The organism is Streptomyces sp. SYSU D01066-1 (assembly GCF_054956795.1).
In genome coordinates, this window is sequence record NZ_JBUDHV010000025.1 from 37264 (window position 1) to 63870 (window position 26607).

The following is a 26607-nucleotide window of genomic DNA, read 5'->3' on the forward strand; positions in this document are numbered from 1 at the left end:
GCTCGTCAGAGGATCGCGCCGGGCGTGTAACCGGCCGCGTCGGGGTACTGCTTGACGATCTCCTCGACCCGGGCCACGACGGCGGCCACCTGGTCGGCGGCGGCCCCCGTGAAGGACAGCTTGTCGGCCATCAGCGCGGTGAGCTGTCCCCGGTCCAGCGGCAGCCGCTCGTCGGCGGCGAGCTTGTCGAGCAGGTCGTTGCGCTCGGCGCCCTGCTCGCGCATGGCCAGCGCGGTGGCGACGGCGTTCTCCTTGATCGCCTCGTGCGCGACCTCGCGGCCGACACCGGCGCGCACCGCGCCCATCAGGACCTTGGTGGTGGCGAGGAACGGCAGGTAGCGGTCCAGCTCCCGGGCCACGACGGCCGGGAACGCCCCGAACTCGTCCAGCACGGTCAGGAACGTCTCCAGCAGCCCGTCCAGCGCGAAGAACGCGTCGGGCAGGGCCACCCGGCGCACCACCGAGCAGGACACGTCGCCCTCGTTCCACTGGTCGCCCGCCAGCTCGCCGGTCATCGAGGCGTAGCCGCGCAGGATCACCATCAGGCCGTTGACGCGCTCGCAGGAGCGGGTGTTCATCTTGTGCGGCATCGCGGACGAGCCGACCTGACCCGGCTTGAAGCCCTCGGTGACCAGCTCGTGCCCGGCCATCAGCCGGACCGTCTTGGCCAGCGACGACGGCGCCGCCGCGAGCTGCACCAGCGCGGTGACGACCTCGTAGTCCAGCGAGCGCGGGTAGACCTGGCCGACCGAGGTGAACGCCTGCGCGAAGCCGAGGTGCCCGGCGATCCGCCGCTCCAGCTCCGCCAGCTTGCCCGCGTCACCGCCGAGCAGGTCCAGCATGTCCTGGGCGGTGCCGACCGGACCCTTGATGCCGCGCAGCGGGTAGCGGCCGAGCAGCTCCTCCACCCGGCCGTGGGCGACGAGCAGTTCGTCGGCGGCGGTGGCGAACCGCTTGCCCAGCGTCGTGGCCTGCGCCGCCACGTTGTGCGAGCGCCCGGCCATCACCAGTTCCCCGTACTCGCCGGCCAGCTTGCCCAGCCGCGCCAGCACGGCCACGGTCCGGTCCCGCACCAGCTCCAGCGACAGCCGGATCTGGAGCTGCTCGACGTTCTCCGTCAGGTCCCGGGAGGTCATGCCCTTGTGCACCTGCTCGTGCCCGGCGAGGTCGTTGAACTCCTCGATCCGCGCCTTCACGTCGTGCCGGGTGACCTTCTCGCGCTCGGCGATCGAGGCCAGGTCCACCTGGTCGAGCACGTGCTCGTAGGCTGCGATCGCCTCGTCGGGCACCTCGATGCCGAGGTCCTTCTGCGCCCGCAGCACGGCGAGCCAGAGCTGCCGCTCCAGCCTCACCTTCTGCTCGGGCGACCAGAGCGTGGCGAGCTCGGCGGAGGCGTAGCGTCCGGCGAGGACGTTGGGGATGCGGGGCTTGGCGGGAGCGGAAGTCACGTAACCGGATTCTACTGGCGATTCGTGCAGGCCGGCGCCGAGGGGTGGACTGGAGGAACCTACGAGAACGCCTTCCCGGCCCGGAGCCGGCCGAGCGGCCCGTCGCACGGCGGCGGCTCCGGACGTTCCGCCGGTCACCGGTGATGTCCGCTCTCGGGCGTACCGCGATGCGAAGTGGTGGAGCTGATCGCACGCCCCGGGCTCGCCGCGGGCCGCGGGGAGCCGGTCGTCGCGGCCGGCGGGAAGCGGGTCCTGGCTCGGCGCGCTCCACGACTCGCGGTGTGCGCCGGTCCGCCGGCCGCAGGGACGTGTGGGCGAGACCCCGCGTCACACCGGCGCACGACGGCCGGCGTGGCTCCGGGTCAGGGCTCCACCCGTCGCCAGTCCGTCACGGGACCGGGGTCCGCGTGGTCCGCGGGGGTGACCCAGAAGGCCCTGCCCAGCTCAGCGCTGAACTGGGCGCCTGTCCGGCCGTCCCCGGAGGAGCGGCCGGTCAGCCGGCGACCGATCCACGGCAGCAGGTGCACCCGGGCGAACCGCAGGTCGGCGCCGCGCCGCAGCATCCAGCCGGGCGGCAGCGTCGCCGGCATGGGCGTGCGCCACTGAGGGTCCTCGGCCTCGTACCCGAGCGCCTGCCACACCGCCTCGGCGACCCTGCGGTGTCCCTCGGCGGTCAGGTGCAGCCGGTCCACGTCCCACATCCGCGGGTCGGCCAGCGAGGGCGCCCCGTACAGGTCGACGACCACGGCGCCGTGCCGGGCGGCGAGGTCGTCGACGACGGCGAAGAGCGCCTCCATGCGCGGGCGGAACCGTTCCAGGACCGGGCCCTGGCGGCCGGGGCTGCGCATCAGCACCAGTTGCTTGCAGTTCGGGGCCAGCCGTTCCACGGCCTCCGTCAGCAGGGCCCGCACCCGCCCCATGTCGCACTTGGGGCGCAGGGTGTCGTTGAGCCCGCCGACCAGCGTGATCACGTCGGCGCCCATCGCGGCGGCGGCGTCGACCTGTTCGTCGACGATCTGTCCGATCAGCTTGCCGCGGACGGCGAGGTTGGCGTAGCGGAAGCCGGGGGTGCGGGCCGCCATCCGGGCGGCCAGGAGATCGGCCCAGCCCCGGTAGGAGCCGTCGGGCAGCAGGTCCGACATGCCCTCGGTGAAGGAGTCGCCGACCGCGACCAGGCTGGTGAAAGTGGGGTTCGTCTGCATGGCGGCGAAAATGGTATCCCGAGGCACCCAACGGCATACTCGCCGGTCGGTACCCGCCGGTGGGCGCGTGGCGCTTGCCGACGGGCGCCCGGCGTCTGCCGTCCGGTCTTCGGCGCCCGCCGGCAGGTGTCCGCTGCCCGTCGGCGGGAGCCCGGTGCTCGTCGGCAGGTGCCCAGTGCCCGATGGCGGGAGCCCGGTGCATCGCCGACCGGTGTCCTCACATCCGCTGCCCGAACAGCTCCCGCAGGACGTCTTCCATGGTGACCAGACCCGCAAGCCGGCCGTCGGCCTCCAGGACGGCCGCCAGATGGGTGCGGCTCGCGCGCATCGCCGTCAGCACGTCGTCCAGCGGGGTGCTCTCCCGTACCCGGGCGATGGGACGCATGTCACCCGGCCGGAACGCCGCGCCGCGCGGGGAGGCGTCCAGGGCGTCCTTGACGTGCAGGTAACCGACGATCCGCCGCCCGTCGTCCACCACCGGGAACCGGGAGAACCCGGACTCGGCCGACAGCCGCTCCAACTGCTCGGGGGTGACGCCCACGCGCGCGTGCACGACCCGCTCGAGGGGGAGCACCACGTCGCGCACCGGCCGCCGGCCCAGTTCCAGCGCGTCGTGCAGCCGCTCCTGGGCGCGGTCGTCGATGAGCCCGGCCTCGCTCGCGTCCTTCACGATCTCGGCCAGCTCGGCGTCGGTGAAGGACGCCGACACCTCGTTCCGAGCCTCGACCCGCAACAGCTTGAGCAGCGCGTTGGCGAACGCGTTGACCGTGAAGATCACCGGCCGCAGTGCCCGGGACAGGGCCACCAGCGGCGGACCGAGCAGCAGCGCGCTGCGCACCGGCTCCGCCAGCGCGATGTTCTTCGGCACCATCTCGCCCAGCAGCATGTGCAGATAGGTCGCCAGGGCCAGCGCCAGCATGAAGGAGACCAGGTGCCCGGCCCCGGACGGCACTCCCATTGCGTGGAACACGGGTTCCAGCAGATGCGCGATGGCCGGTTCCGCGACGATGCCGAGGACCAGCGTGCACAGGGTGATGCCGAGCTGGGCCGCCGCCAGCAGTGCCGACACGTGTTCCAGCCCCCACAGCACGCGCGTCGCCCTGCGGTCACCCGCGTCGGCGTGCGGCTCCACCTGGCTGCGGCGCACGGAGATGAGCGCGAATTCGGCGCCCACGAAGAAGGCGTTGACGACCAGCGTCAGCAGGCCGATCAGCAGTTGTACGACGGTCACCGCCCGGCCTCCCCGTTCCCTGAACCGTTCCCGTTCCCGTTCCCGTTCTCGGAGCCGGAGCCGGAGCCGGAGCCGGAGCCGGAGCCGGAGCCGGAGCCGGAGCCCGAGCCCGAGCCCGAGCCGGCGTCCCCGGTCCGTCCGTCCTCGAGCGGCGCGCGCAGCAGGACGGCGGCGGCCCGGCGGCCCGTCGCGTCCACGACGTCGAGGCGCCAGCCCGCCACCTCCACCCGGTCGCCGACCACCGGGATACGGCCCAGCTCGGCCGCGACCAGCCCGGCCACCGTCTCGTACGGCCCCTCCGGCACCCGCAGCCCGATCCGCTCCAGCCGGTCCACCCGGGCCGAGCCGTCCGCCCGGAACAGCGCGCGTCCCCGCTCGTCCGCGCCGGCCGGATCCAGCTCGGGCGTCTCGTGCGGGTCGTGTTCGTCCCGTACCTCGCCGACGACCTCCTCCACGATGTCCTCCAGCGTCGCCACGCCCGCCGTGCCGCCGTACTCGTCGATCACCACGGCCATGGTGCGCCGCCCGGAGAGCCGGTCGAGCAGCCGGTCGACGGTCAGTGTCGCCGGGACCAGCAGCGGGGCCCGCATCAGCTCGGAGACCGGCACCTCGGCACGCCGCTCGGCGGGTACCGCCAGGACGTCCTTGATGTGCGCGGTGCCCACCACCGCGTCCAGGGTCTCCCGGTAGACGGGGAACCGGGACAGCCCGGTCGCCCGGGTCGCGTTCGCCACGTCCGCGCAGCTCGCGTCGGCCTCCAGGGCGATCACCTGGACGCGCGGCGTCATCACGTGCTCCGCGGTGAGGTCGGCGAGGTTCAGCGTCCGCACGAACAGTTCGGCGGTGTCCGCCTCCAGCGAGCCCTCCCTGGCCGAGTGCCGGGCGAGCGCCGCCAGCTCCTGCGGCCCGCGCCCGGACGCCAGCTCCTCGGCGGGCTCCACCCCGAGGCGCCGTACGAGGCGGTTGGCGCTGTTGTTCAGATGGGTGATGAAGGGCCGGAAAGCGGTGCTGAACCAGCGCTGCGGGGTCGCCACCCGCTTGGCCACGGCGACCGGCGAGGAGATCGCCCAGTTCTTCGGGACCAGCTCACCGACCACCATCAGCACCACCGTCGACAGCGCAGTGCCCACCACCAGCGCGATCGAGGAGGCGGTCGAGGGGGAGGCGCCCAGGTCCCGCAACGGGCCCGCGAGCAGCGCGGCGATCGACGGCTCGGCGAGCATGCCGACCACCAGATTGGTCACCGTGATGCCGAGCTGCGCGCCCGACAGCTGGAACGTCAGGTTCCGTACGGCCTTCAGGGCGCCCGCCGCGCCGCGCTCCCCGCGCGCCGCGGCCCGCTCCAGCGCGCCGCGTTCGACGGTGGTCAGGGAGAACTCGGCCGCGACGAAGGCGCCACAGGCCAGCGCGAGCAGGACGGCCACCAGCAGCAGGAGCACTTCGGTCACCGGTTCACCTCCGTCCCGCGATCCTCGGTCCCGTGTCCGTTCTCGGTCCCGCGATCGTCCGCCGTCCCATGGCCGTCCGCCGGCCCGCGGCCGCCCGCCGTCCTGCGATCGTCTGCCCCGTGATCATCCGCGACCCCGTGATCATCCGTGACGTCGCGATCGTCCGCGGCCTCGTGATCGTCCGTCGCCCGGTCGTCCGTCGCCCGATCACCCGTCCCATGATCGGACAGGGGCGGGCGGTCCGCGCGTTGTCGCACGCCGGGCGGCGGTTCTGTCAGCAGGTGCTCGGAGTCCGTCATGGTCGCCCGAGTGCCCGCCCCGGGCCGGGTGAGGCCGGGAACCGGCCCGAGGTGTCTCAGGAGGCGAGGTGTTTCACCCAGCGCCGCCACTGCTCCTCTGGTTCGTAACCGGCGGCCCGCCACGCGTGCCCCGCCCGTTCGTTGCGCACCAGCACCATCGCGTCCCCGCGCCGCCCGCCGAGGGCCGTGAAGCGTGCCTCGGCGGCGGTCAGCAACGCCGTGGCGATGCCCTGCCGGCGCCGCTTCGGGTGCACCGCGAGCCGGTACAGATGGCAGCGCCAGCCGTCGAAGCCCGCGATCACCGTGCCGGCCAGCTCGCCGCCGACCTCGCCCAGGAGCAGTGCCTCGGGGTCGCGGGCGACCAGGCGCTCGACGCCCTCCCGGTCGTCGCTGATGCTGGTGCCCTCGGCGGCCACCTTCCAGAAGGCCAGCACGGTGTCCAGGTCCCCGGGCCCGGCGGCCCGTACGTGAAGAGCGGTCATGAGCCGATCCCATCAACCGCGGCCGACGGCTGACCAGCGGTTTCCGGTATGTGGACGACCGGTCCGACCGTGGCCGGGGGGACACGGCACCGGCTGTCGGCCAGGGACACCCCGACGCACCGGGCCCGCCCTGCGCGGATCAGATGGATGCCTGGCGCGAGGCCGGCGGCCCCGTCCACACCAAGGCGGGGCGGTCTCCGCGCGGCTGGTGCGCACCGGGCGCCCCGGCCGCCTCCGCCGGCGTGCCGCCCGCCGCGCCTCCACCGGCACCGGACCGGAGCCGGCGAGGAGGACGCGGTCCGGACCGTCGGGCGACGAGTCCGACGACAAATTGACAAGTCGACAAGTGGGTAAGGGGTTTCACCGACCGTACGGCGGGCTGGTGGAGGAGTTCGCCGGACCTCGCGGGGCCCGTCCGCCCCGGTTGCTCGCGCGCCGTTTCCGGCGCGGGCCGTACGGGGGCGGCGGACTGCCGTACGGCCGGCCTGGCCGTGGGGTGCTCGCGTCCTCCTTCCGTGCCCGACGGCATCTCACGGTTCAGGCTGGCCGCCCGTGCGGACCTCACCGAGGCTCAGGTCGGACGTGCGGTGCGGACGATCCGCGAAACGCGGCCATGAGTCGGCGTGACACGGCCGTGCGTCGTCGGCTGCCGCAGGGGGTTACTTCCGGCGGAACCCGGCGGTGAAGCCGCTCCAGCTTTCGGGGGAGACGAGCAGTGCCGGTCCGGCGGGATCCTTGGAGTCGCGCACGGCGAGGAGTCCGGCCCAGGGGCCGGCCGACGGACGGGCCGTCTCCACGCAGTTGTTGGCTCCGGTGCTGTAGCTGCTGCGCAGCCACCGCACCCCGTGCAGTCGGGTGCTGGAAGGGACGTGCCGCGGAGGTGCTGACATGGTGCCTCCTTACGCGCCGGCCGCGGTCGCGGCGATGAGATCCAATGAGTCGTCGGGCGAAAGGGCGTGAACCTGAAGGGCGTTGAAGGCCTCGGTGTAGGCCTCCAGGTCTTCTTTCCGTTCCAGATAGAGGCTACTCGTCAAGTGGTCGAGAACCACCACGTCTAGATCAGAAGTGCTCGAAAAAGAGAAGATAACGAAAGGCCCGGTGACGCCGATATGGGCTCCGGCGGCGAACGGCAGCACCTGGAGCCGGACATGGGGCAGCCGCGCCGCGTCGACCAGCCGCTCCAGCTGGCGGGCCATGACTCCCGGCTCGCCGACCGTCCGGCGCAGCACCGCCTCGTCCAGTACGGCACTGAGGCGCAGGGGCGTGGGGGAGCGCAGCACGTCCTGCCGGGTCAGCCGCACCTCGACCAGCGCGTCGATGCGCTCCTCCGGCAGTTTGTCCATCGCGGCGCGGGTCACCGCACGGGCGTACTCCGGTGTCTGGAGCAGGCCGGGGACCACGGTGGTCTCCAGGGTGCGCATCGTGCTCGCCTGGGACTCCAGGCTGATGAAGTCCCGGTAGGCCGGCGGCAGCACGCCGCGGTAGGGGTGCCACCAGTGCTGCCTGCCGCCGTTGTCCTCGGATCCCGCCAGGGCGAGGATGACCTCGCGCAACTGGGCGTCGGCCACGCCGTAGACGTCCAGGAGTAACCGCACGTCGTCCGGTTTCGCCCCGCTGGTCCCGGTCTCGATCCGGCTCACCTTCGACTGGTGCCATCCCGCCAGCCGGGCCGCCTCGCCGCTGGTGATCCCGGCGTCCGTGCGCAGCGCGCGCAGTTCGGCACCCAGTTTCCGGCGGCGCACCACGGGACCGTGCCGCATGGGCCAACTCCTTCACTCCTTGTGAGTCGCGCGAAAAGGGTCCGCGGTCGCGGAGTTCACCGCTTCGAGCGACAGATATATGCACGTCTTGGTGGATCGCCCCCCGTCACCGGCGCGGTGATGGCACTCTGGCGACCAAGCACAGTCCGGGACCGTACTCGAACCATCCGCTCCGTGTGGGCTGCGGTCCCGTCGGAAAGGGACGACGTCGCCATGGCAGACCACCTGGAAGCATCCGTCACTCTGCCGAGCGATCCCGCCTCGGTGTCCGCCGCCCGGACCTACGTCGTCGGCACGCTCGCGGAGTGGGGGCTGTCCGCGGACACGGAAGTGTCCGACACCATCCGGCTCATCGTGTCGGAACTGGCCACCAACGTCGTGCAGCACACCCGGGGACTGTCACCCACCTTCACGGTGGACCTGACGCTCGACCGCGACGAGTACCTGCGCATCGGGGTCACCGACAGCCACCCGCGCTTCCCCAAGCGTCTGCCCGCGGCCGTCCAGCAGGACAACGGCCGCGGCATGGTCATCATCCGCTGCCTCGCCGCCGAATGCGGCGGGCGCCTGAGGGTCCGCCCCACCCGGGAGGGCGGCAAGACCGTCTCCGTGGAGTTCCCCTGGACGCCCCCGGCCGAGCCGCTCCCGGCGACGGTCCGGCGGAACCGGCGACGGTGACGGAGCGGACGGGGCGGACGCCCGCCGGGGACCACGGGCCCGCCCGGCGGGCGGCCCCGTGGTCCCCGTGTCCGCGCGGGACCGGCGTCGAGGCCGCCTCGCGCACGGGGCGGGAGCGGCGGCCGGTCACGCCGAACGGACAGCCGGCCGGGCCCGCGCCACGGCCTGTGGGCGTCTGCGCGCCCCTGCGTGCCCCCGTACGCCCTGCGTTGCCCCCGCGCCCCCGTGGCACCCCCGTGGGGACGCCTGCCGGTCCGTACGGGGCCGTACGCGTCCGGGGAGACGCCCTGTGCGGGTGCGTACCGACCCGTACGGGCCCGTACGCACCCGAGGGGGTGTTCCGCCCGGCGGGGTGGGCGGAACACCCCCCGGGGGATCACTTCACCCGGCCGTACCAGACGTTCTTCGTCCAGATCTTCTGCAGCCGCACCACGTCACCGGTCTTCGGGGCGTGCCAGATCTTGCCCTTCCCGGCATAGATGCCCACGTGGTAGACGCTGCGGCCCGAGTGGAAGAACACCAGGTCGCCGGCCTTGCGGCTGGAGGCGGAGACATGGCGGGTCCGGTTGTACTGCTGGGCCGCCGTGCGGGGCAGTTTCTTGCCGGCCTTCTTGAACGAGTACAGCGTCAGCCCGGAGCAGTCGAAGCGGGACGGCCCGGTGGCCCCGTACCGGTACGGGGCGCCCTTCTTGGAGGCCGCGATCTTCAGCGCCTTGGTCGCATGGGTGGCCGCGGCGGCCTCGGAGGCGACGCCGGGGACCACGATCGAACCGCCCACGGCGGCGATGGTGAGGGCCGAGGCCGCGGAGGCCCGGACCATGAGCGACGGGACACGATTGAGCGCAGTCATGCGCAACCCTTCGTCAGCCGCCTGTGAAGGATGACCTGTCGGATTCGGGCTGGCGAAGTTGCCCGGCCGCACGAGTGCGGCTTCACCCCAAGGGCTGCTCGGCTCCGGTCATGGCGTGACCGGGCCGGCGACCCGTCTTGCTCGGGTCCTCCACTCCTGCCGATCCACTCCTGTCGACCGGTCATCCGGGCGGCGGCAGGACTCGGCGTCCGCCCGGATCGCCCCGCCGCTGCGGCGGGGTCTTGTCGTCAGTCAGGGATCTTGGCGCACCGAAGGGGAAAAATCCCAACGGAACGTGGACTTTGTGTTGTTACTCACCACTCATCCGTTCGGGTGGACGGTCCGCTGTCCAGACCAGCGCCGCCGTGACCGACGACCTCCCCACCTGCGGCGCAGTGGTCACTTCACCGACGGAACAGGCGCGTTGCGCAAGCCGGACGGTCCCGGAGCAGGAGGTGAATCTACGCCGATAGGCGGTACGCCGTTCGGCCCGCTCAGGCTTCGGCCGGCCCCCGCGATACGGAACCCGGAGCGCCCGCCGCAACCGGCACCGGCGTCAGCGCACGCCCGCGCGGGCCGGGTCGGCGTCCGTGCCCGCGCGGGTGGAGGTATGTCCGGGAAGCGGCTCCGGACGACGGGAAGCGGTCCCGGGCGGCCTGACGTGAACGGAAGCCGGTGCGACCAGCCTGCGGCTCCGGCCGACCGGAACGGCCCCGCGGTGCCGACGGGAGAGCACGCCGTCGGCCAAGTCGCCGCTGTACGGCCGGAGTCCGCCGAGCGGCCGCCGTCGGCCCGGACGGCCGGGGAGGGCGCGGCGGTGCTGCCGCTCACCGGACCGGCCGCCCTGGTCACCGCCCTGGCCCCCGGCACGCCGCGCCCGCGCCGACTGCCGGACGAGGCGCCGGCCGGCCACGACCGGGGCGGAGGACCGTACTCCGCCGATCGAACGAGTGGTGCCGTTTATCGGATTGGCAAAGAAGTCGGGGCGCCCCTGTCCTCAGCGAACCCACAGCCGGGAGGATCCCCGTATCCATCGCAAGGATGTACGGGGAGGTCCACTTGAGGATGAGACGACTGAAGCGGAGCACGGCCGCGCTCGGCACCGCCGGGGTACTGGTCTCCGGGCTGCTGACGGCCGGTGCCGTCACCGCGCCCGCGGCCGTCGCCGGCCCGGCCGCCCGGCACGGGAGCAGCACCGCGGACCGGCAGGCGTACGGCGCCGCCGTCGCCGCGGCCCGCGCCGCCGAGGCCGGGATCGACTGGCAGGACTGCCCCGCCGACTGGAGTCTGCCCGCGCCCATCCAGTGCGGCTACGTCAGCGTCCCGCTCGACTACGCCAAGCCGTACGGCAAGCAGATCAAGCTCGCCGTCGACCGCATCGGCAACACCGGCACGAAGGCCCAGCGCCAGGGCGCCCTCATCTACAACCCCGGCGGCCCGGGCGGCTCGGGCCTGCGCTTCCCGGCCCGCGTGACCGCCAAGAACCCCATCTGGGCCAAGACCGCCGAGGCCTACGACTTCGTCGGCTTCGACCCGCGCGGCGTCGGCAAGTCGGCGCCGATCTCCTGCGTCGACCCGCAGGAGTTCGTCAAGGCGCCCAAGGCGGACCCGGTCCCCGACTCCGAGGCCGACAAGCGCGCCCAGCGCAAGCTGGCCCGCGAGTACGCCGAGGGCTGCGCCGAGCGCAGCGGCGAGATGCTGCCGCACATGACCACCCCGAACACCGCGCGCGACCTCGACGTCATCCGCGCGGCCCTCGGCGAGAAGAAGCTCAACTACCTCGGCGTCTCCTACGGCACCTACCTCGGCGCCGTCTACGGCACCCTCTTCCCGGACCACGTCCGCCGCATGGTCGTCGACAGCGTCGTGAACCCCTCCCGGGAGAAGATCTGGTACCAGGCCAACCTGGACCAGGACGTGGCCTTCGAGACCCGCTGGAAGGACTGGCAGGACTGGGTCGCGCAGAACGACGCCACCTACCACCTCGGCGACACCCGCGCCGAGGTCCAGGCCCAGTGGCTGAAGCTGCGCGCCACCGCCAAGGAGAACCCGGTCGGCGGCGTCGTCGGCCCCGCCGAACTGCTCGGCTTCTTCCAGAGCGCCCCGTACTACGACTCCGCCTGGGCGCCGGTCGCCTCCGTCTTCAGCGCCTACGTCGCCGGTGACACCCAGGCCCTGGTCGACGCCGCCGCCCCCGACATGTCCGACACCGCGGGCAACGCCTCCTCGGAGAACGGCAACGCCGTCTACACGGCCGTCGAGTGCGCCGACGCCAAGTGGCCCACCGACTGGAAGACCTGGGACCGGGACAACACCCGCCTGCACCGGGACTATCCGTTCCTCACCTGGTCCAACGCCTGGATGAACTTGCCCTGCGCCACCTGGCCCACCAAGCAGCACACCCCGGTGGAGGTGAAGACCGGCAAGGGCCTGCCGCCCGTGCTGATCGTCCAGGCGGAGCGGGACGCGGCCACCCCGTACGAGGGCGCCGTCGAACTGCACCAGCGGTTCAAGGGCTCCCGGCTGATCACCGAGCGGGACGCCGGTTCGCACGGCGTCACCGGTCTGACCAACCCGTGCGTCAACGACCGCGTCGACACCTACCTGCTCACCGGCGAGGTGGACGCCCGGGACGTGACCTGCGCCCCGCACGCCACGCCGAAGCCGTAACCCGCCAGGGTCAGGGGCGGCCGGGTGACCACCGGCCGCCCCTTCCTCACGCCCGGCGCCCCGCCAGCCAGGCGTCCTCCGCCGCGTAGTCGAAGAGGTCCCCGTACGCCCGCGCCATCTGCGGGTACGCCTCCCGCCAGTCCCGTCCCCCGGCCAGCCGCTCCTCGATGAAGGCGACCGTCTCCGGCAGCGTCTGGGCGTACCGGGCCACCGGCCGGTAGCCCAGCTCCCGCTCCGCGGCCCCCGTGCCGCACACCACCGGCGCCGGCACCGACCAGGGCGTGTCGCCCACCCGGGGCGCGGGCGGAGCACCGTCCACCAGGACGTCCGCCACCTCCGCGCCCATCACCGCGTCGATCGCCGCGGCGATCTCGGCCACCGTCGGCGCGTCCGGGTCCACGGCGTTGAGCACCCGGCTGCCGGGCCGGGCGGCGGCCAGCCGGATCACCTCGGCGACGTTGCGCACCCCCGCCGGATGGAAGCGGCTCGCACCCCCGTACGCCAGGACGCGGCGGCGCCGCCCGTCGAGGTTGCGCTTGACGAAGTACAGCTCGCGCGGCATACGGCAGTACGGCCCGTGGACCGCGCCCGCCCGCACCAGCGTCACCGGCAACCGGTCGCCCGCGGCGAGCAGTTCCCGCTCCAGGGCCGCCTTGCGGGTGCTGTAGGTGGCGTCGCCCGGCCGGACGGTGCGCTGCTGTTCGGTGAGCGGCACCGGATACTCGGGGAAGCCGCCGGGCTCCTGCCCGGTGTCGAAGCCGCGCCCCTCGTCGTCCTCGTACACCGACACCGTGGAGAGCACCACCGCCGAGCCGATCCGCCCGGCGAGCGAGGTCAGCTGCCGCGCGTGCGCCGGGCCGAACGCCACCGCGTCCACCAGGACGTCGCAGCCGTCACCGACCGCGGCGGCCAGGGCGCCGTCCTCCTCCCGGTCGGCCCGCACGGCCCGCACGTCCCCCGGCCAGTCCGCGTCCCGCCCGCCGCCGCGCGAGACGGCGGTCACCTCCCAGCCGTCCCGGGCCAGCGCACCCACCACCGGCCGTCCGATCTGTCCCGTCGCCCCGATCACCACAGCACGTGTCATACCGGGACCGTAGGCGCGCGGGGCCCCTCCCGCCACGCTCCTCTGCCGAGAGCAGAGGGACGCTAGCCGAGCGGCATCCGGGGGAACCGGCGCTCCCGCGCGGCCTTCCCCTCCGCCTCGGCCTTGACCTCGGCGGCGTACCGGTCGACGTACTCCTGCCCGGACAGCGCCATGATCGCGTACATGATCTCGTCGGTGACGGCCCGCAGGACCGTCTTCTCGTGCTCCATGCCGGCGTAGCGGGAGAAGTCCAGCGGCGCCCCGAAGCGGATCGCCACCGGGCGGACGCGGGGCAGGCGCCGGCCCGGCGGCTGCGCCTCGAACGTGCCGATCATCGCGCACGGCACCACCGGCACACCCGCCGTCAGCGCCATCACCGCGACCCCGACCTTGCCCTTGTAGAGCCGTCCGTCGGGCGAGCGGGTGCCCTCCGGGTAGATGCCGAGCAGTTCGTCCCGGCCGAGCACGCCGAGCCCCTCGCGGATCGCGGCCCGGCCCGCCTCCTTGCCGGAGCGGTCCACCGGGATCTGCCCGGCGCTGCGGAAGAAGGCCGCGGTCAGCCGTCCCTTGAGGCCGGGACCGGTGAAGTACTCGGCCTTGGCGAGGAACGTGATCCGGCGCCCGAGCACGGCGGGCATCAGGAAGTGGTCCGAGAACGACAGGTGATTGCCCGCGACGATGGCCGCCCCCGTCGCCGGAACATGGTCCAGGCCCTCGATCCGGGGACGGAAGACCAGTCTCAGCACCGGTCCCAGCAGTACGTACTTGAGCAGGTGGTAGAACACGGCTCGCCCCTCACTCCGACCGGACCCGTCATGGTGACAGCCGACCGCACCGCCTGAACAGCCCGCGGGCCCGCACGGCGTGTCCGGTTCTGGCGCGTCCGCCGTAAATGCCTGGACTGGCGACCTCTCCCACCGGGAAACTTCCGAGTTCCGACCTTCGGGAGAGTGATGGGAACAGAAGATTCGCGCCCGCCGACGCCGGGCAGAAGCGCGGTCGTCCTGGCGCTGCGCCACTACGGCAGGGAACTGCTGAGACTGCGACGGCTGACCCTGCCCGCCCTGCTGCTGCCGGCCGTCGGCAACATCGGCATCCGCTACGTCGCCCCCCTGCTCATCGCCAGGCTGGCGGGGCAGGCCGCCGGCGACGGCGGTCTCACCCTCGCGTCGGCGCTGCCGTACGTGCTGGCCTTCGGCGTGACGCTGCTGCTCGCCGAGGCGGTGTGGCGGATCGGGCAGCACTGTCTGAACCGCGTGGACGCCCTCGGCATGGAACACCTGTACGTCACCGGGATGGACGAACTCCTCGCCAAGGACGCGGCGTTCTTCCACGACAACTTCGCCGGGTCCCTGACCAAGCGGGTGCTGAGCTTCGGCAAGCGCTTCGAGGACTTCGTCGACACGGTGACGTACCGGATCGTGGGCAGCCTCGTCCCGCTGGTGTTCGGTGCCGTGGTGCTGTGGCGCTACGAACCGATGCTCGTCGCCGGCCTGCTGCTGATGATCGCGCTGACCGTGCTGGGCGCGACCCCCCTGATCCGCCGCCGGCAGAAGCTCGTCAACGACCGGGAGGCGGCCCTCGCCCGGGTCTCCGGGCACGTCGCCGACAGCCTGGCCAACATGGAGACCATCCGGGCGTTCGCGGCGGAGCGGCGGGAGGCCGACGAACACCGCCGCCGGGTCGCGGACTCCCGGCGCCTGACGCTCAGGTCGTGGGACTACGGCAATCTGCGCGTCGACACGCTGGTCGCCCCGATGTCCGTGCTGACCAACGTGCTGGGCCTGTTCGTCGCCATCGCGTTCGGCGGCCCGGGTATCGGCGTCGAGGAGATCGTCGTCGCCTTCACCTACTACTCCAACGCCACCCAGATCATGTTCGAGTTCAACCAGATCTACCGGCGGCTGGAGAGCTCCATGACCGAGGCCGCGCAGTTCACGGAGCTGCTCCTCGACCCGCCCACCGTGGTGGACGCGGCGGTGCCCGAACCGCTCGCGCCGCGCGACAGCGGCGTCCGCTTCGAGGCGGTGACCTTCGCGCACGCCGGAGCCGAGCCGATCTTCGAGGGACTCGACCTGGACGTACCCGGCGGTGCGCGGATCGGCCTGGTCGGCAGGTCCGGTGGCGGCAAGACCACCCTCACCCGGCTGCTGCTGCGGATGTCGGACGTCGACGGCGGACGCATCCTGATCGGCGGTCAGGACATCAGCGCGCTGCGCCAGACCGATCTGCGCTCACTGATCGCCTACGTCCCGCAGGAACCCGCCATGTTCCACCGCAGCCTGCGGGAGAACATCGCCTTCGCCCGGCCCGGCGCCACCGACGAGGAGATCCACGCGGCGGCGAGGGCCGCGCACGTCACGGAGTTCGCCGACCAGCTCCCCGACGGCTTCGCCACCCTGGTGGGGGAGCGGGGCGTGAAGCTCTCGGGCGGCCAGCGCCAACGGGTCGCCCTCGCCCGGGCGATCCTGCGCGACGCCCCGATCCTGCTGCTCGACGAGGCGACCAGCGCGCTGGACTCGGAGAGCGAGATCCTGGTGCAGGACGCGCTGTGGCGGCTGATGGAGGGACGGACGGCCCTCGTGGTCGCCCACCGGCTGTCCACGGTGGCCGGCATGGACCGTCTCGTCGTGCTCGACCGGGGCAGCGTCGTCGAGCAGGGCACCCACGAGGAGCTGCTCGCCGCGGACGGTGCCTACGCCCGGCTGTGGCGGCACCAGTCCGGCGGCTTCCTCGCGGAGAGCGCCGAGCCGGAGCCGGGGGACGAACCCCCGGGAACGGGCCTCGCCGGGCTGCCGGAGCCTGCCGGGCCGCCTGAGCACGCGGCGGACCGGTCCGCCGCGACGAGGCGGTGACGGACGGCCTCGGCGCGGTCTCGGCCGGCCACGGGTCCCGCGGCCCGGGCCGTCCGCCGCCGGTCAGTCGCCGGGCCCCGGGTCCGGGTGGGCCGGGGAGGCGAGACCGGCGCGGGCCGCCTCCAGTTGCGCGGCGAACGCGATGCCGAAGAAGAGGGCCACGGCGGTGAGGTTGGCCCACAGCAGCAGGGCGACGAACGCGGTCAGCGGCCCGTACAGGGCCCCGAAGGAACCGCTCTCCTCGACGTACAGCGCCAGCAGCCAGGTCGCCGTCACCCACAGGAGGATCTGCAGGGCGGAACCCAGGGCCAGCCAGGTGTAGCCGGGCTGCACCCGGCGGGGCGACCACCGGAAGATCACCGCCGAGGCGATCCACGCCAGCGCCAGCCCGGTCGGCACCTCCAGCGCGCTCCACCAGCCCGGCACGCCGCCCGCCCGCCCGGTGGCCCGCACCACCGCGTCACCGACCGCCTCACCGGCGACCAGGACGACGAACCCGAGCACCATCGGCATCCCCGCGGTGACCGCGAGGGCGATCGCCCGGGCGTACTTGAGGGGAAGGGGGCGGTCGCGCTCGATGCCGTAGATGCGGTTGGCGCCCCGCTCGATCTGGCCCATCGCCGAAGCGAGGTTCAGCAGCGCGAAGCCCAGGCCCAGCCAGAGGGCGAGCGTGCCCCACACATCACCGTGGGCGGACCGCCGGGTGCGCGCGAAGGCGTCCGCGACGACGTCTCCGCTGGCCCCGGGCACGATCCGGCCCAGGGTCAGTTCGACGACGCGGCCCACGGTCTCGGTGTGCGCGCTGGTGGCCAGGCCCACCAGGGCGACGGTGAACGGCACCAGGCCCAGCACCACCTGGAAGGCGAGGGCCCGCGCGTTGGTGAACCCGTCCGCGTAACGGAACCGGGTGAAGGAGTCGACCAGCAGCCGCACGCCCCCGTAGTGCCGCAGCGCGGTGAACGCCTCGTCCCCCGACAGCTCCTCCCCACGCATGTCCCTGGTCTGCGGGACGTGTACGGCGGTGCCCACGGCGTCCACCCTTCCTCGCGGCGGGCCCCTCTTCCCGGTGGCCGCCGAGTGACGTGTTCCGTCCGTCCAGACTGCCCCCGTTCCGCTCGGGCATCCCATGGACCGCCGCGGGGGTGGTGCGAGCCGCCGGACCGTCCGGTCAGACGCCCGGCGCGGCCGGCGGTCGTGCTCGTCCCGCGCGGCCGGCACCGTCAGCGCGTACCGCACGCTCGGCGGCACCGTGAGCAGCACCTCGCGCAGGAGCAGCCCGTCCGGCACCAGGGTGCCCCGCTGACGGCCACACCCGCGAGGCGCCGTGACTCCGAAGCGCCGGCACCGGACCGCCGAACCCCGTGAACCCTTCAGAACCTCGGCGCGGGAGCCTGCTCCGCCACGATGGCCGCCGCCTCCTCCTCGCTCTGCACCGACGGTGGTGACCCCTCCAGCGGCTGCCGCGCGGTCTCCTTCATGCAGGCCACCGCCACCACCCCGACCAGGGCCGCCGCCATCGCGTAGTACGCCGGCATCATCTCCGAGCCGGTCGCGCCGATCAGCGCGGTGATGACCAGGGGAGTGGTGCCGCCGAACAGGGACGCCGACAGGTTGTAGCCGACCGACAGGGAGCCGTAGCGCACCGAGGTGGGGAACATCGCGGGCAGCGCCGCCGACATCGTGCCCAGCAGGCACACCAGCGACAGGCCGAGCATCAGCATCCCGCCCGCCACGGCGAGCAGACTGCCCTGCCGCACCAGCAGGAACGACGGGGCGGACAGCACCAGGAAGCCCAGCATGCCGGTCATCAGCACGGGCTTGCGGCCGTACCGGTCCGAGATCCGGCCCACCCGGCTGATGACCAGCATCAGCACGATCATGGTGACGACGAGGATCAGCAGCCCGTGCGTCTCGCTGTAGTGCAGCTCGTCCGAGAGGTACGTCGGCATGTACGACAGCAGCATGTAGTCGGTGATGTTGTAGGCGCCGACCAGGGCGACGCACAGCACCAGCATCCGCCAGTGCTGCCGGAAGATCTTCGCGAGGTCGCCCCGGGCCGTCGTCTCCACCGCGGTCGCCGCGTCCGGGACGTGCACGCCGCCCTCCTCCAGCTTCAGGAAGGCGGGGGTGTCGTCCAGGCGCATCCGCAGATACAGACCGACGACACCGAGCGGACCGGCGACCAGGAACGGGACGCGCCAGGCCCACGCGTCCACCGCTTCGGTGCCCAGCCCCGCGGTGAGCGCGGTCACCAGCCCCGCCGCGCAGGTGTACCCGGCCAGCGTCCCCAGCTCCAGGAAGGAGCCGAAGAAGCCGCGCCGCTTGTCCGGCGCGTACTCCGCGATGAACGTCGAGGCACCTCCGTACTCGCCGCCGGTGGAGAACCCCTGGAGCAGCCGGAACAGGATGAGCAGCAGCGGCGACCAGAAGCCGACCGCGGCGTACGTCGGCAGCAGCCCGATCGCGCAGGTGCCGATCGCCATCAGGATCATCGTCAGCGCGAGGACCTTCTTGCGGCCGATCCTGTCGCCCATCGGCCCGAACACCATGCCGCCGATCGGCCGCACCAGGAAGGCGACGGCGAACGTGGCGAAGGAGGACAGCAACTGCGCGGTGTCGCTCCCCGAGGGGAAGAAGACCCGGCCGATGGTGCCGGCCAGATAGGCGTAGATGCCGAAGTCGAACCACTCCATGGCGTTGCCGAGGGCGGCGGCCTTCACCGCCCGCTTGACCGCCCGCTCGTCCGTCACCGTGATGTCCGACCGGCGCAGCCGGGGGTTCCGCCTGCGTCTGACGGCGCGGAAGAGAGCCGGGTGACGCTTGAGAGCCGCGGAATCGGGCACGGGCCCGTGGTCGGTGGGAGACGTGGCTGCGTTCCTTTCCGGGGGCATAGCGCTCCAAACGGAACTCATGCTCGTTCATATGCTTTCCAGCCGCACCTGCCACAGAATGCGAATTTCACTCGTACGGATCGGTGTTGTATCGATCACCGAGTAGGCTGCGGAGCATGCGGATCGCCGTCTCCTCGGACATGGACGAACCCGTCGCCCGCCTCCTGGTGGAGGAACTGCGCGGCCGGGGCCACGACGTGCTGGCCCACGGCGCGCTGCGCCCCGGGGACGACGCCCGGTGGGCGGTGTGCTCGGAGCGGGCGGCCCGTGAGGTCGCCGCCGGGCGCGCCGACCAGGCGGTGGTGTGCTGCTGGACCGGCACCGGCGCGTCGATCGCCGCGAACAAGGTGCCGGGCGTCCGCGCGGCCCTGTGCGCGGACGCGTACACGGCGGACGGTGCCCGCCGCTGGAACGACGCCAACGTCCTCGCCCTCAGCCTGCGGCTGACCTCCGGCCCGCTGCTGACGGAGATCCTCGACGCCTGGTTCGCCGGCACGCCCAGCACGGACGCCGAGGACCGGGAGAGCGTGACCCACGTGACCCGGCTCGACGCCGCCCGTCCGGCCCCGTGACACCCCGGCCTCGTGACATCCCGGCCTCGTGACATCCCGGCCTCGTGACACCCCGGTCCCGTGACACCCCGGTCCCGTGACACCCCGCCCCCGTGACACCCCGCCCCCGTGGCACTCCAACCCCGTGGCACCCCGGCCCAGGGCGGAACGGCCCCTGACCGGCCCCTGACCGACCGCCGTGGCACCGCCGGGTCCCCGGCCACCGCGGTGCCGTCCCCGGGCGAGTCGCCGCCCGGGCGTGCCGCGGCGTGCGCGCCCGGGCCGGCCGGGGCGCGGGTCCGCTCCGCTCAGGCCGCCAGGACCTTCCCCAGCGCACCCAGCGCCTCCCGAAGCTCCTCCGCCGTGATCGTCAGCGGCGGCGCCAGACGGATCGTGGAGCCGTGCGTGTCCTTGACCAGGACGCCCTCCCGCATCAGGCGCTCGCTCACCTCGCGGCCGGTGCCCAGCGCCGGGTCCACGTCGACGCCCGCCCACAGCCCGCGCGCCCGGAAACCCACGACGCCCCGCCCCACCAGCGCCGCCAGCCCCTCCCGCAGCAGCACGCCCAGTTCGGCCGCCCGCCGCTGGTACTCGCCCGTCTCCAGCAGCTCTACCACCGCCGTACCGACCGCCGCGGCCAGCGGATTGCCGCCGAACGTCGAGCCGTGCTCGCCCGGATGCAGCACCCCGAGCACCTCCCGCCGGCCCGCCACCGCCGACACCGGCACGATCCCGCCGCCCAGCGCCTTGCCGAGCAGCACCAGATCGGGGACGACCGCCTCGTGCTCGACGGCCAGGGTGTGCCCGGTGCGGCCCAGCCCCGACTGGATCTCGTCCGCAACGAACAGACAGCCCGCCCGCCGGGTCACCTCCCGCACCCCCGCGAGATAGCCGTCGTCCGGGATCAGCACCCCCGCCTCGCCCTGGACCGGCTCGATCAGCACCGCCGCCGTCGTCTCGTCGACCGCCGCCTCCAGCGCCGCCAGGTCGTTGTACGGCACGACCCGGAACCCGGGGGTGAACGGACCGAAGCCCGCGCGGGCCGTCTCGTCCGTGGAGAAGCTCACGATCGTCGTCGTACGGCCGTGGAAGTTGTCCGCCGCCACCACGATCGTCGCCTCGCCGTCCGGGACGCCCTTCACGTCGTACGCCCACTTGCGGGCCACCTTGACGCCGCTCTCCACCGCCTCCGCGCCGGTGTTCATCGGCAGCACCATGTCCATGCCGGTCAGGGCGGCGAGGCGCTCGGCGAACAGGGCGAGACGGTCGTTGTGGAAGGCGCGCGAGGTCAGCGTCAACCGGTCCAGCTGACGGTGGGCCGCCTCGACCAGCGCCGGGTGGCGGTGGCCGAAGTTCAGCGCCGAGTAACCGGCCAGCAGGTCCAGGTAGCGGCGGCCCTCCACGTCCTCCATCCAGACGCCCTCCGCGCGGGCGACGACCACGGGCAGCGGGTGGTAGTTGTGCGCGAGGACCGGCTCCTCCGCGCGGATCAGCTCGGCGGACGTACGGGTGTGCGCGGTGGTGGTCATCAGCGGATCTCCTGAGTACAGCACTTGATCCCGCCGCCCGCCTTGTGGAACTCGGACAGGTCGACGGGGACAGGGACGTAGCCGCGCTCGGCGAGCCGGCCGGAGAGGGCCGTCGCCCCCGGTGAGATGAACACGTGACGCCCGTCGCAGACGGAGTTGAGGCCGAACGCCAGCGCGTCCTCGCGGGTCGCGAGCACCGCGTCCGGGTACAGCCGGGCGAGTACCTCACGGCTGCCCGGGCTGAACGCCTCCGGGTAGTACGCCACATTGTCGTCGCCGAGCACGAACAACGCCGTGTCCAGGTGGTAGAAGTACGGGTCCACCAGCGTCAGCGAGATCACCGGCACGCCGAAGAACTCCTGCGCCTCCCGGTGCGCCCCGGGCGCCGTGCGGAACCCGGTACCGGCCAGGATCCACCGCCCGGCCGGCGCCAGGTCGCCCTCGCCCTCGCACACCGACTCCGGGTGCCGCACCTCGTGGCCCCGCTCCTTGAACCACGCCTCGTACGGCAGTGACTCGGCACGCCGCTCGGGCGCGAGGAAGCGGGAGCCGAGGACCCGGCCCCCGACGACGACCGCCGCGTTGGCGGCGAACACCATGTCGGGCAGGCCGGGCACCGGCGCGACCCGCTCGACGGTGTGGCCGTGGCCGCGGTAGGCGTCGACCAGGGCCTGCCACTGGTCGAGGGCGCGGACGACGTCCACCGGGCGGTCGAGGCTCATCCACGGATTGATCGCGTACCGCACGGCGAAGTGCCGGGGCTCGCACACCAGGAAGCGCCGCCTGCGCGGCACACGGGAGTCGGGCACAGCGGGGTCCTCCGCTTGGCTCACAGGGGGTGACGGGATGTGTCACCACGGTAAGAAAAGGCGGAGAGGCGCGACAAGCGACGAAAGCTGCGTGTCCGTGCAGCAATCATGCGTGCTCCAGCCGTTCAGCGCAGGTCCGCTGCGCGCTTTGGAGCCGTCTTCCGGATCGGCACCGGTTCCGGCCCCGGCGCCGGCACCGGCTCGGGCAGGGGATGGCCGGCCCCGGCCTCCGGGCTGTCCGGGATCAGGTGCGACAGCACCATCACACTGATCGTCTTCCGGATGAACGGCTCCACCCGGATCCGCTCCAGCACCTCCTCGAAGTGCTCCACGTCCCGCGCCCGCACGTGCAGCAGCGCGTCCGCGCCCCCGGTCACCGTCATCGCCGCCGTGATCTCCGGATGGTTGCGCACCACCTCCGCCAGCCGCCGCGGCGGCGCCGCCCCCTCGCAGTACACCTCCACGTACGCCTCCGTCCGCCAGCCCAGCGCGGACGGCCGCACCGTCGCCGTGAACCCGGTGATCACACCGGTCTCCCGCAGCCGGTCCACCCGGCGCTTGACCGCCGTCGCCGACAGTCCGATCCCGGCGCCGATCTCGGCGAAGGACGTCCGGGCGTTGGCCGTCAACGCGGTCACGATCTTCCGGTCCAGCTCGTCGAAGGAGCCCGGCCTGCTGTTCATGCGGGCACTGTATCCATCGCGTACGTCCACGTCGGGCCCGTGTTCACACCTGCGGATCGCCCCTAGACTCCACGTCCATGCTGCGCGTCCTGGCCGTCGACGACGAACGCCCCTCGCTGGAAGAACTGGTGTACCTGCTCAACGCCGACCCGCGCGTCGCCGGCGTGCGGGGCGCCGGCGACGCCACCGAGGCGCTGCGCAGCGTCAACCGCGCCCTGGAGTCGGGCCCCGACGGGCCGGACGCCCTCGACGTGGTCTTCCTGGACATCCAGATGCCCGGCCTGGACGGCCTGGACCTGGCCCGGCTGCTCACCGGCTTCGCCCGGCCGCCGCTGGTCGTGTTCGTCACCGCCCACGAGGACTTCGCCGTGCAGGCGTTCGACCTCAAGGCCGTCGACTACGTCCTCAAACCCGTCCGCCGCGAACGCCTCGCCGAAGCCGTCCGCCGCGCCGCCGAGCTGCGGGGTGCCCTGCCGCGCATCCCCGTCCACGAACCCGACCCCGGCCACATCACCGTGGAGCTCGGCGGCGTCACCCGCTTCGTCGCCGTCGACGACATCACCCACGTCGAGGCCCGCGGCGACTACGCCCGGCTGCACACCGCTCAGGGCAGCCACCTGGTCCGCATCCCGCTGTCCACCCTGGAGGAGCGCTGGCGCTCCCGCGGCTTCGTCCGCATCCACCGCCGCCACCTGGTCGCCCTGCGCCACATCGGCGAACTCCGCCTGGACGCCGGCACGGTCAGCGTCCTGGTCGGCGGCGAGGAACTCCAGGTCAGCCGCCGCCACGCCCGCGAACTGCGCGACCTGCTGATGAGGAGGACCTGAACCGTGCCCCAGGACCCCGCCGAGCGCCGCGTCACCGTCACGGGCCCGCCCCGCCGCACCCGCCACCGGACCTTCGCCTACTACCGCCCGCGCACCGAGATCGACGAGCAGACCACCCTCGGCCACACCTACGTCCGCTCCCTGATGCGCACCCAACTGCGCGCCGCCCTCACCGTCTTCGCCGTCCTCGTCCTGCTGATCGGCCCGCTCCCGCTGCTGTTCGCGGCGATGCCCGGCACCCGCCGCCTGGAGTGGGCCGTCCTCGGCTTCGCCCTGTACGCCCCGCTGGTCCTGCTCGCCCGCTGGTACGTGCGCCGCGCCGAACGCAACGAGCGCGACCTGGTCCGCCTGGTCGAGGACGGCTGACCACCGTGCAGTCGAGCTACGCCGTCCCCGCCGTCGCCCTCGTCGTCGTCGCCACCGTCCTGGTCGGCGCCTTCGGCCTGCGCATCTCCCGCACCACCTCCGACTTCTACGTCGCCTCCCGCACCGTCGGCCCCCGCCTCAACGCCGCCGCCATCAGCGGCGAGTACCTCTCCGCCGCGTCCTTCCTCGGCGTCGCGGGGCTGGTCCTGGTCCAGGGCCCCGACATGCTCTGGTACCCGGTCGGCTACACCGCCGGCTACCTGGTGCTCCTCCTCTTCGTCGCCGCCCCGCTGCGCCGCTCCGGCGCCTACACCCTCCCCGACTTCGCCGAGGCCCGGCTCGCCTCCCAGGCGGTGCGGCGCCTCGCGGGCGCCTTCGTCGTCGGCGTCGGCTGGCTCTACCTGCTGCCCCAGCTCCAGGGCGCGGGGCTGACCCTGGCCGTGCTGACCGGCGCGCCCGGCTGGCTCGGTGGGGTCATCGTCGCCGTCGTCGTCACCGCCACCGTCGCCGCCGGCGGCATGCGCAGCATCACCTTCGTCCAGGCCTTCCAGTACTGGCTCAAGCTCACCGCCCTGCTCGTCCCCGCCCTCTTCCTGATCCTGGCCTGGCGGGCCGACGGCGCCCCCCGCCGCGCCTTCGACGAACCCGCCGCCTTCCGCGAGCAGCGCACCGTCCGCGTCCAGGACACCCTCACCATGAGGCTCGACAGCCCGCTGGCCGTCACGGTCGACGGCACCGTCGACGGCCGCCGCCACGACGGCACCCGGCTCCACCTGTCCACCGGCCCGCACCGCGTCGACGCCGGCACCCGCCTCACCTTCGCCCCGCACACCCCCGTCCCCGCCGCGACCGTCCACGGCGCCGACGACGCGTTGACCCCGTCCCGCGCCGAGAGCCGCACCGAACGTCCGCTGTACGCCACCTACGGCCTGATCCTCGCCACGTTCCTCGGCACCATGGGCCTGCCGCACGTCGTGGTCCGCTTCTACACCAGCCCGCACGGCGTCGCCGCCCGCCGCACCACCGTCGCCGTCCTCGGCCTGGTCGGCGCCTTCTACCTGCTGCCGCCCGTCTACGGCGCCCTCGGCCGCCTCTACGCCCCCGAACTCACCCTCACCGGCGACGCCGACGCCGCCGTGCTGCTGCTGCCCGGCCGCATGATCGGGGGAGTGGGCGGCGACCTGCTCGGCGCCCTGGTCGCGGGCGGCGCCTTCGCCGCGTTCCTGTCCACCGCCTCCGGGCTGACCATGGCCGTCGCGGGCGTCCTCACCCAGGACGTCCTGCCCACCCGAGGCGTGCGGCACTTCCGGCTCGGCACCGTCCTCGCCATGGCCGTGCCGCTCGCGGCGAGCGTCCTGGTGGGCGGGCTGCCGGTGGCCGACGCGGTCGGCCTCGCCTTCGCCGTCTCCGCCTCCTCCTTCTGCCCGCTGCTCGTCCTCGGCATCTGGTGGCGGCGGCTGACCCCGCCGGGCGCGGCGGCCGGGATGCTGGTCGGCGGCGGCTCGGCGCTGCTCGCCGTGGCCGCGACGATGGCCGGCCTCCCCGGCGACGGCGCGCTGCACGCGCTGCTGGCCTGGCCCGCGCTGTGGACGGTGCCGCTGGGCTTCCTCACCATGATCGCGGTGTCGCTGGCCACCCCGGGCCGGGTGCCGGCCCGGGCCGCGGCGATCCTGGCCCGGTTCCACCTCCCCGAGGAACTGCGCACGGAGGAGCTGCGCCCTCAGGAAGGCAGAGCGGCGTGAGCGGATTCCTGGCGGGCCTGTGCGTGGCCGTCCTGCCGCTGCTGGCGGCCGGCTTCTGGCTGGGCCGGCGCACCGCCCGTCCCGAGAACCTGGGCGGACTCGGCACCCCCGTCGAGCACGCCACCTTCCAGACCCTGCACACTGCCTCCCTCGCCGCGCCCCCGCTCCGGGCGGGCCTCACCGAGGAGACCGCCCGCAGGTCCGCCCGCAAACTGCGCTCCCTGCTCGGCACCGACGCGCTCTGCCTGACGGACACCGAGGAGGTCCTGGTCTGGGACGGCGCCGGCGCCCACCACCGGTCCCAGATCATGGGGCTGCTCGCCGGCCCGCTGGAGACCGGCCGCGGCGAGGCGTTCCCGCTCACCTGCTCCACCCCCGACTGCGCGGTGCGCTGGGCCGTCGTCACCCCGCTCACCGTCGACGACCGGGTGCACGGCGCGCTGGTGGCCTGCGCGCCCCGCGAGTCCGCCGTCCTCGTCCGGGCGGCCGGCGAGGTCGCCCGCTGGATCTCCGTGCAACTGGAACTCGCCGACCTCGACCGCTCCCGCACCCGTCTCATCGAGGCCGAGATCAAGGCACTGCGCGCCCAGATCTCCCCGCACTTCATCTTCAACTCGCTCGCGGTGATCGCGTCCTTCGTCCGCACCGACCCCGAACGCGCCCGGGAACTGCTCCTCGAGTTCGCCGACTTCACCCGCTACTCGTTCCGCCGGCACGGGGACTTCACCACCCTCGCCGAGGAACTGCACGCCATCGACCACTACCTGGCGCTGGTCCGGGCCCGCTTCGGCGACCGGCTCGCCGTCACCCTCCAGATCGCCCCCGAGGTCCTGCCGGTCGCCCTGCCCTTCCTCTGCCTCCAGCCCCTGGTGGAGAACGCCGTCAAGCACGGCCTGGAGGGCGAGTCCGGTACCCGCCGCATCCAGATCACCGCGCAGGACGCGGGCGCCGAGGCCCTCGTCGTCATCGAGGACGACGGCGCCGGCATGGACCCCGCCCTGCTGCGCGCCATCCTCGCCCGCGAGGCCAGCCCGTCCGGCGGCATCGGCCTGTCCAATGTCGACGACCGGCTCCGCCAGGTGTACGGCGACGACCACGGCCTGGTCGTCGAGACGGCCCCGGGCGCGGGCATGAGGATCACCGTCCGGCTGCCGAAGTACCAGCCGGGCGTCCACTCGGCCGCCCGGCCGGCCCGCGGCTGA

At 73.3% G+C, this 26607-nt stretch carries 23 protein-coding genes, 1 pseudogene and 1 riboswitch; of the genes and pseudogenes, 9 read left to right on the forward strand and 15 right to left on the reverse strand.

All coding sequences use genetic code 11. The features are described from left to right. Positions 1-5: 5 nt before the first annotated feature. The 5 genes from purB to ACY1JF_RS21730 all read right to left on the reverse strand — a co-directional run bounded on the left by purB (position 6) and on the right by ACY1JF_RS21730 (position 6110). Complete coding sequence (gene purB, locus ACY1JF_RS21710; protein ID WP_462706851.1) at positions 6-1448, reverse strand: adenylosuccinate lyase; 1443 nt, start codon at positions 1446-1448, stop codon at positions 6-8. A gap of 362 nt (positions 1449-1810) precedes the next feature. Then, positions 1811-2650, reverse strand: a complete 840-nt coding sequence (locus ACY1JF_RS21715) for an SGNH/GDSL hydrolase family protein (protein WP_462706852.1) — start codon at positions 2648-2650, stop codon at positions 1811-1813. Between the two features lie 217 nt (positions 2651-2867). Next, positions 2868-3881 carry a hemolysin family protein gene (locus ACY1JF_RS21720; RefSeq protein ID WP_462706853.1) on the reverse strand — a complete coding sequence of 338 codons (1014 nt, stop codon included), beginning with the start codon at positions 3879-3881 and terminating at the stop codon, positions 2868-2870. Continuing rightward, entirely contained in the window at positions 3878-5329 is a 1452-nt protein-coding gene (locus ACY1JF_RS21725; protein WP_462706854.1) for a hemolysin family protein, read from the reverse strand. The genes ACY1JF_RS21720 and ACY1JF_RS21725 overlap by 4 nt, the downstream gene beginning before the upstream one ends. Before the next feature lie 355 nt (positions 5330-5684). Further along, positions 5685-6110, reverse strand: a complete 426-nt coding sequence (locus ACY1JF_RS21730) for a GNAT family N-acetyltransferase (protein ID WP_462706855.1) — start codon at positions 6108-6110, stop codon at positions 5685-5687. A gap of 411 nt (positions 6111-6521) precedes the next feature. On the opposite strand from ACY1JF_RS21730, the pseudogene ACY1JF_RS21735 reads away from it, so the two are divergent. Continuing rightward, positions 6522-6727 (forward strand): annotated as a pseudogene (locus ACY1JF_RS21735) (8-amino-7-oxononanoate synthase); the annotation flags it as partial. Between the two features lie 42 nt (positions 6728-6769). On the opposite strand, the gene ACY1JF_RS21740 reads toward ACY1JF_RS21735, so the two are convergent. Beyond that, positions 6770-7000, reverse strand: a complete 231-nt coding sequence (locus tag ACY1JF_RS21740) for a DUF397 domain-containing protein (protein WP_462706856.1) — start codon at positions 6998-7000, stop codon at positions 6770-6772. A gap of 9 nt (positions 7001-7009) precedes the next feature. Beyond that, the gene (locus ACY1JF_RS21745) at positions 7010-7870 is read right to left on the reverse strand and encodes a helix-turn-helix domain-containing protein (RefSeq protein ID WP_462706857.1); all 861 of its coding nucleotides are present in this window, start codon (positions 7868-7870) and stop codon (positions 7010-7012) included. 213 nt (positions 7871-8083) lie between these two features. Here ACY1JF_RS21745 and ACY1JF_RS21750 point away from each other — a divergent pair, with 213 nt between their 5' ends. Continuing rightward, a complete protein-coding gene (locus tag ACY1JF_RS21750; protein ID WP_462706858.1) occupies positions 8084-8548 on the forward strand; it encodes an ATP-binding protein in 465 nt (154 codons plus the stop codon). Positions 8549-8924: 376 nt separating this feature from the next. Here the strand turns inward: ACY1JF_RS21750 and ACY1JF_RS21755 are convergent, their stop codons facing one another. After that, positions 8925-9398, reverse strand: a complete 474-nt coding sequence (locus tag ACY1JF_RS21755) for a C40 family peptidase (protein ID WP_462706859.1) — start codon at positions 9396-9398, stop codon at positions 8925-8927. A 3-nt stretch (positions 9399-9401) separates the two neighbouring features. Beyond that, positions 9402-9534: riboswitch (cyclic di-AMP (ydaO/yuaA leader) on the reverse strand. A 929-nt stretch (positions 9535-10463) separates the two neighbouring features. Between ACY1JF_RS21755 and ACY1JF_RS21760 the strand changes: the two genes are divergently transcribed. Further along, positions 10464-12068, forward strand: coding sequence for an alpha/beta hydrolase (locus ACY1JF_RS21760; RefSeq protein WP_462706860.1), 1605 nt, complete (start codon positions 10464-10466; stop codon positions 12066-12068). A 46-nt stretch (positions 12069-12114) separates the two neighbouring features. Here ACY1JF_RS21760 and ACY1JF_RS21765 read toward each other — a convergent pair whose 3' ends face one another. Continuing rightward, the gene (locus ACY1JF_RS21765; protein ID WP_462706861.1) at positions 12115-13152 is read right to left on the reverse strand and encodes an NAD-dependent epimerase/dehydratase family protein; all 1038 of its coding nucleotides are present in this window, start codon (positions 13150-13152) and stop codon (positions 12115-12117) included. Positions 13153-13214: 62 nt separating this feature from the next. Beyond that, on the reverse strand, positions 13215-13937 hold the full coding sequence (locus ACY1JF_RS21770) for a lysophospholipid acyltransferase family protein (RefSeq protein WP_462706862.1): 723 nt from the start codon (positions 13935-13937) through the stop codon (positions 13215-13217). Positions 13938-14105: 168 nt separating this feature from the next. On the opposite strand from ACY1JF_RS21770, the gene ACY1JF_RS21775 reads away from it, so the two are divergent. Continuing rightward, positions 14106-16007 (forward strand): ABC transporter ATP-binding protein, encoded by a 1902-nt coding sequence (locus ACY1JF_RS21775; protein WP_462706863.1) that lies wholly within the window; start codon positions 14106-14108, stop codon positions 16005-16007. A 63-nt stretch (positions 16008-16070) separates the two neighbouring features. On the opposite strand, the gene ACY1JF_RS21780 is transcribed toward ACY1JF_RS21775, so the two are convergent. Together ACY1JF_RS21780 and ACY1JF_RS21785 are read right to left on the reverse strand one after the other, a co-directional pair. Next, entirely contained in the window at positions 16071-17036 is a 966-nt protein-coding gene (locus ACY1JF_RS21780) for a YihY/virulence factor BrkB family protein (RefSeq protein ID WP_462706864.1), read from the reverse strand. Positions 17037-17377: 341 nt separating this feature from the next. Next, positions 17378-18898, reverse strand: coding sequence for an MFS transporter (locus ACY1JF_RS21785; protein WP_462706865.1), 1521 nt, complete (start codon positions 18896-18898; stop codon positions 17378-17380). Between the two features lie 116 nt (positions 18899-19014). Between ACY1JF_RS21785 and ACY1JF_RS21790 the strand changes: the two genes are divergently transcribed. Beyond that, positions 19015-19470, forward strand: coding sequence for an RpiB/LacA/LacB family sugar-phosphate isomerase (locus tag ACY1JF_RS21790; protein ID WP_462706866.1), 456 nt, complete (start codon positions 19015-19017; stop codon positions 19468-19470). A 287-nt stretch (positions 19471-19757) separates the two neighbouring features. Here ACY1JF_RS21790 and rocD read toward each other — a convergent pair whose 3' ends face one another. The 3 genes from rocD to ACY1JF_RS21805 form a co-directional block, all read right to left on the reverse strand. After that, positions 19758-20978 carry an ornithine--oxo-acid transaminase gene (gene rocD, locus ACY1JF_RS21795; protein WP_462706867.1) on the reverse strand — a complete coding sequence of 407 codons (1221 nt, stop codon included), beginning with the start codon at positions 20976-20978 and terminating at the stop codon, positions 19758-19760. Then, on the reverse strand, positions 20978-21787 hold the full coding sequence (ddaH, locus tag ACY1JF_RS21800) for a dimethylargininase (RefSeq protein WP_462706868.1): 810 nt from the start codon (positions 21785-21787) through the stop codon (positions 20978-20980). Before ddaH ends, rocD begins: the two co-directional genes overlap by 1 nt. A gap of 125 nt (positions 21788-21912) precedes the next feature. After that, positions 21913-22470, reverse strand: a complete 558-nt coding sequence (locus tag ACY1JF_RS21805) for an Lrp/AsnC family transcriptional regulator (RefSeq protein WP_462706869.1) — start codon at positions 22468-22470, stop codon at positions 21913-21915. A 77-nt stretch (positions 22471-22547) separates the two neighbouring features. On the opposite strand from ACY1JF_RS21805, the gene ACY1JF_RS21810 reads away from it, so the two are divergent. Genes ACY1JF_RS21810 through ACY1JF_RS21825 form a run of 4 tightly spaced genes read left to right on the forward strand, consistent with a single transcriptional unit; the run spans position 22548 to position 26607 of the window. Next, positions 22548-23297: a LytR/AlgR family response regulator transcription factor gene (locus tag ACY1JF_RS21810; RefSeq protein ID WP_462706870.1), complete on the forward strand. Its 750-nt coding sequence runs from the start codon at positions 22548-22550 to the stop codon at positions 23295-23297. 3 nt (positions 23298-23300) lie between these two features. Continuing rightward, positions 23301-23663, forward strand: a complete 363-nt coding sequence (locus tag ACY1JF_RS21815) for a hypothetical protein (protein ID WP_462706871.1) — start codon at positions 23301-23303, stop codon at positions 23661-23663. 5 nt (positions 23664-23668) lie between these two features. Next, a complete protein-coding gene (locus tag ACY1JF_RS21820) occupies positions 23669-25405 on the forward strand; it encodes a sodium/solute symporter (RefSeq protein WP_462706873.1) in 1737 nt (578 codons plus the stop codon). Continuing rightward, a complete protein-coding gene (locus ACY1JF_RS21825; protein ID WP_462706874.1) occupies positions 25402-26607 on the forward strand; it encodes a sensor histidine kinase in 1206 nt (401 codons plus the stop codon). Before ACY1JF_RS21820 ends, ACY1JF_RS21825 begins: the two co-directional genes overlap by 4 nt.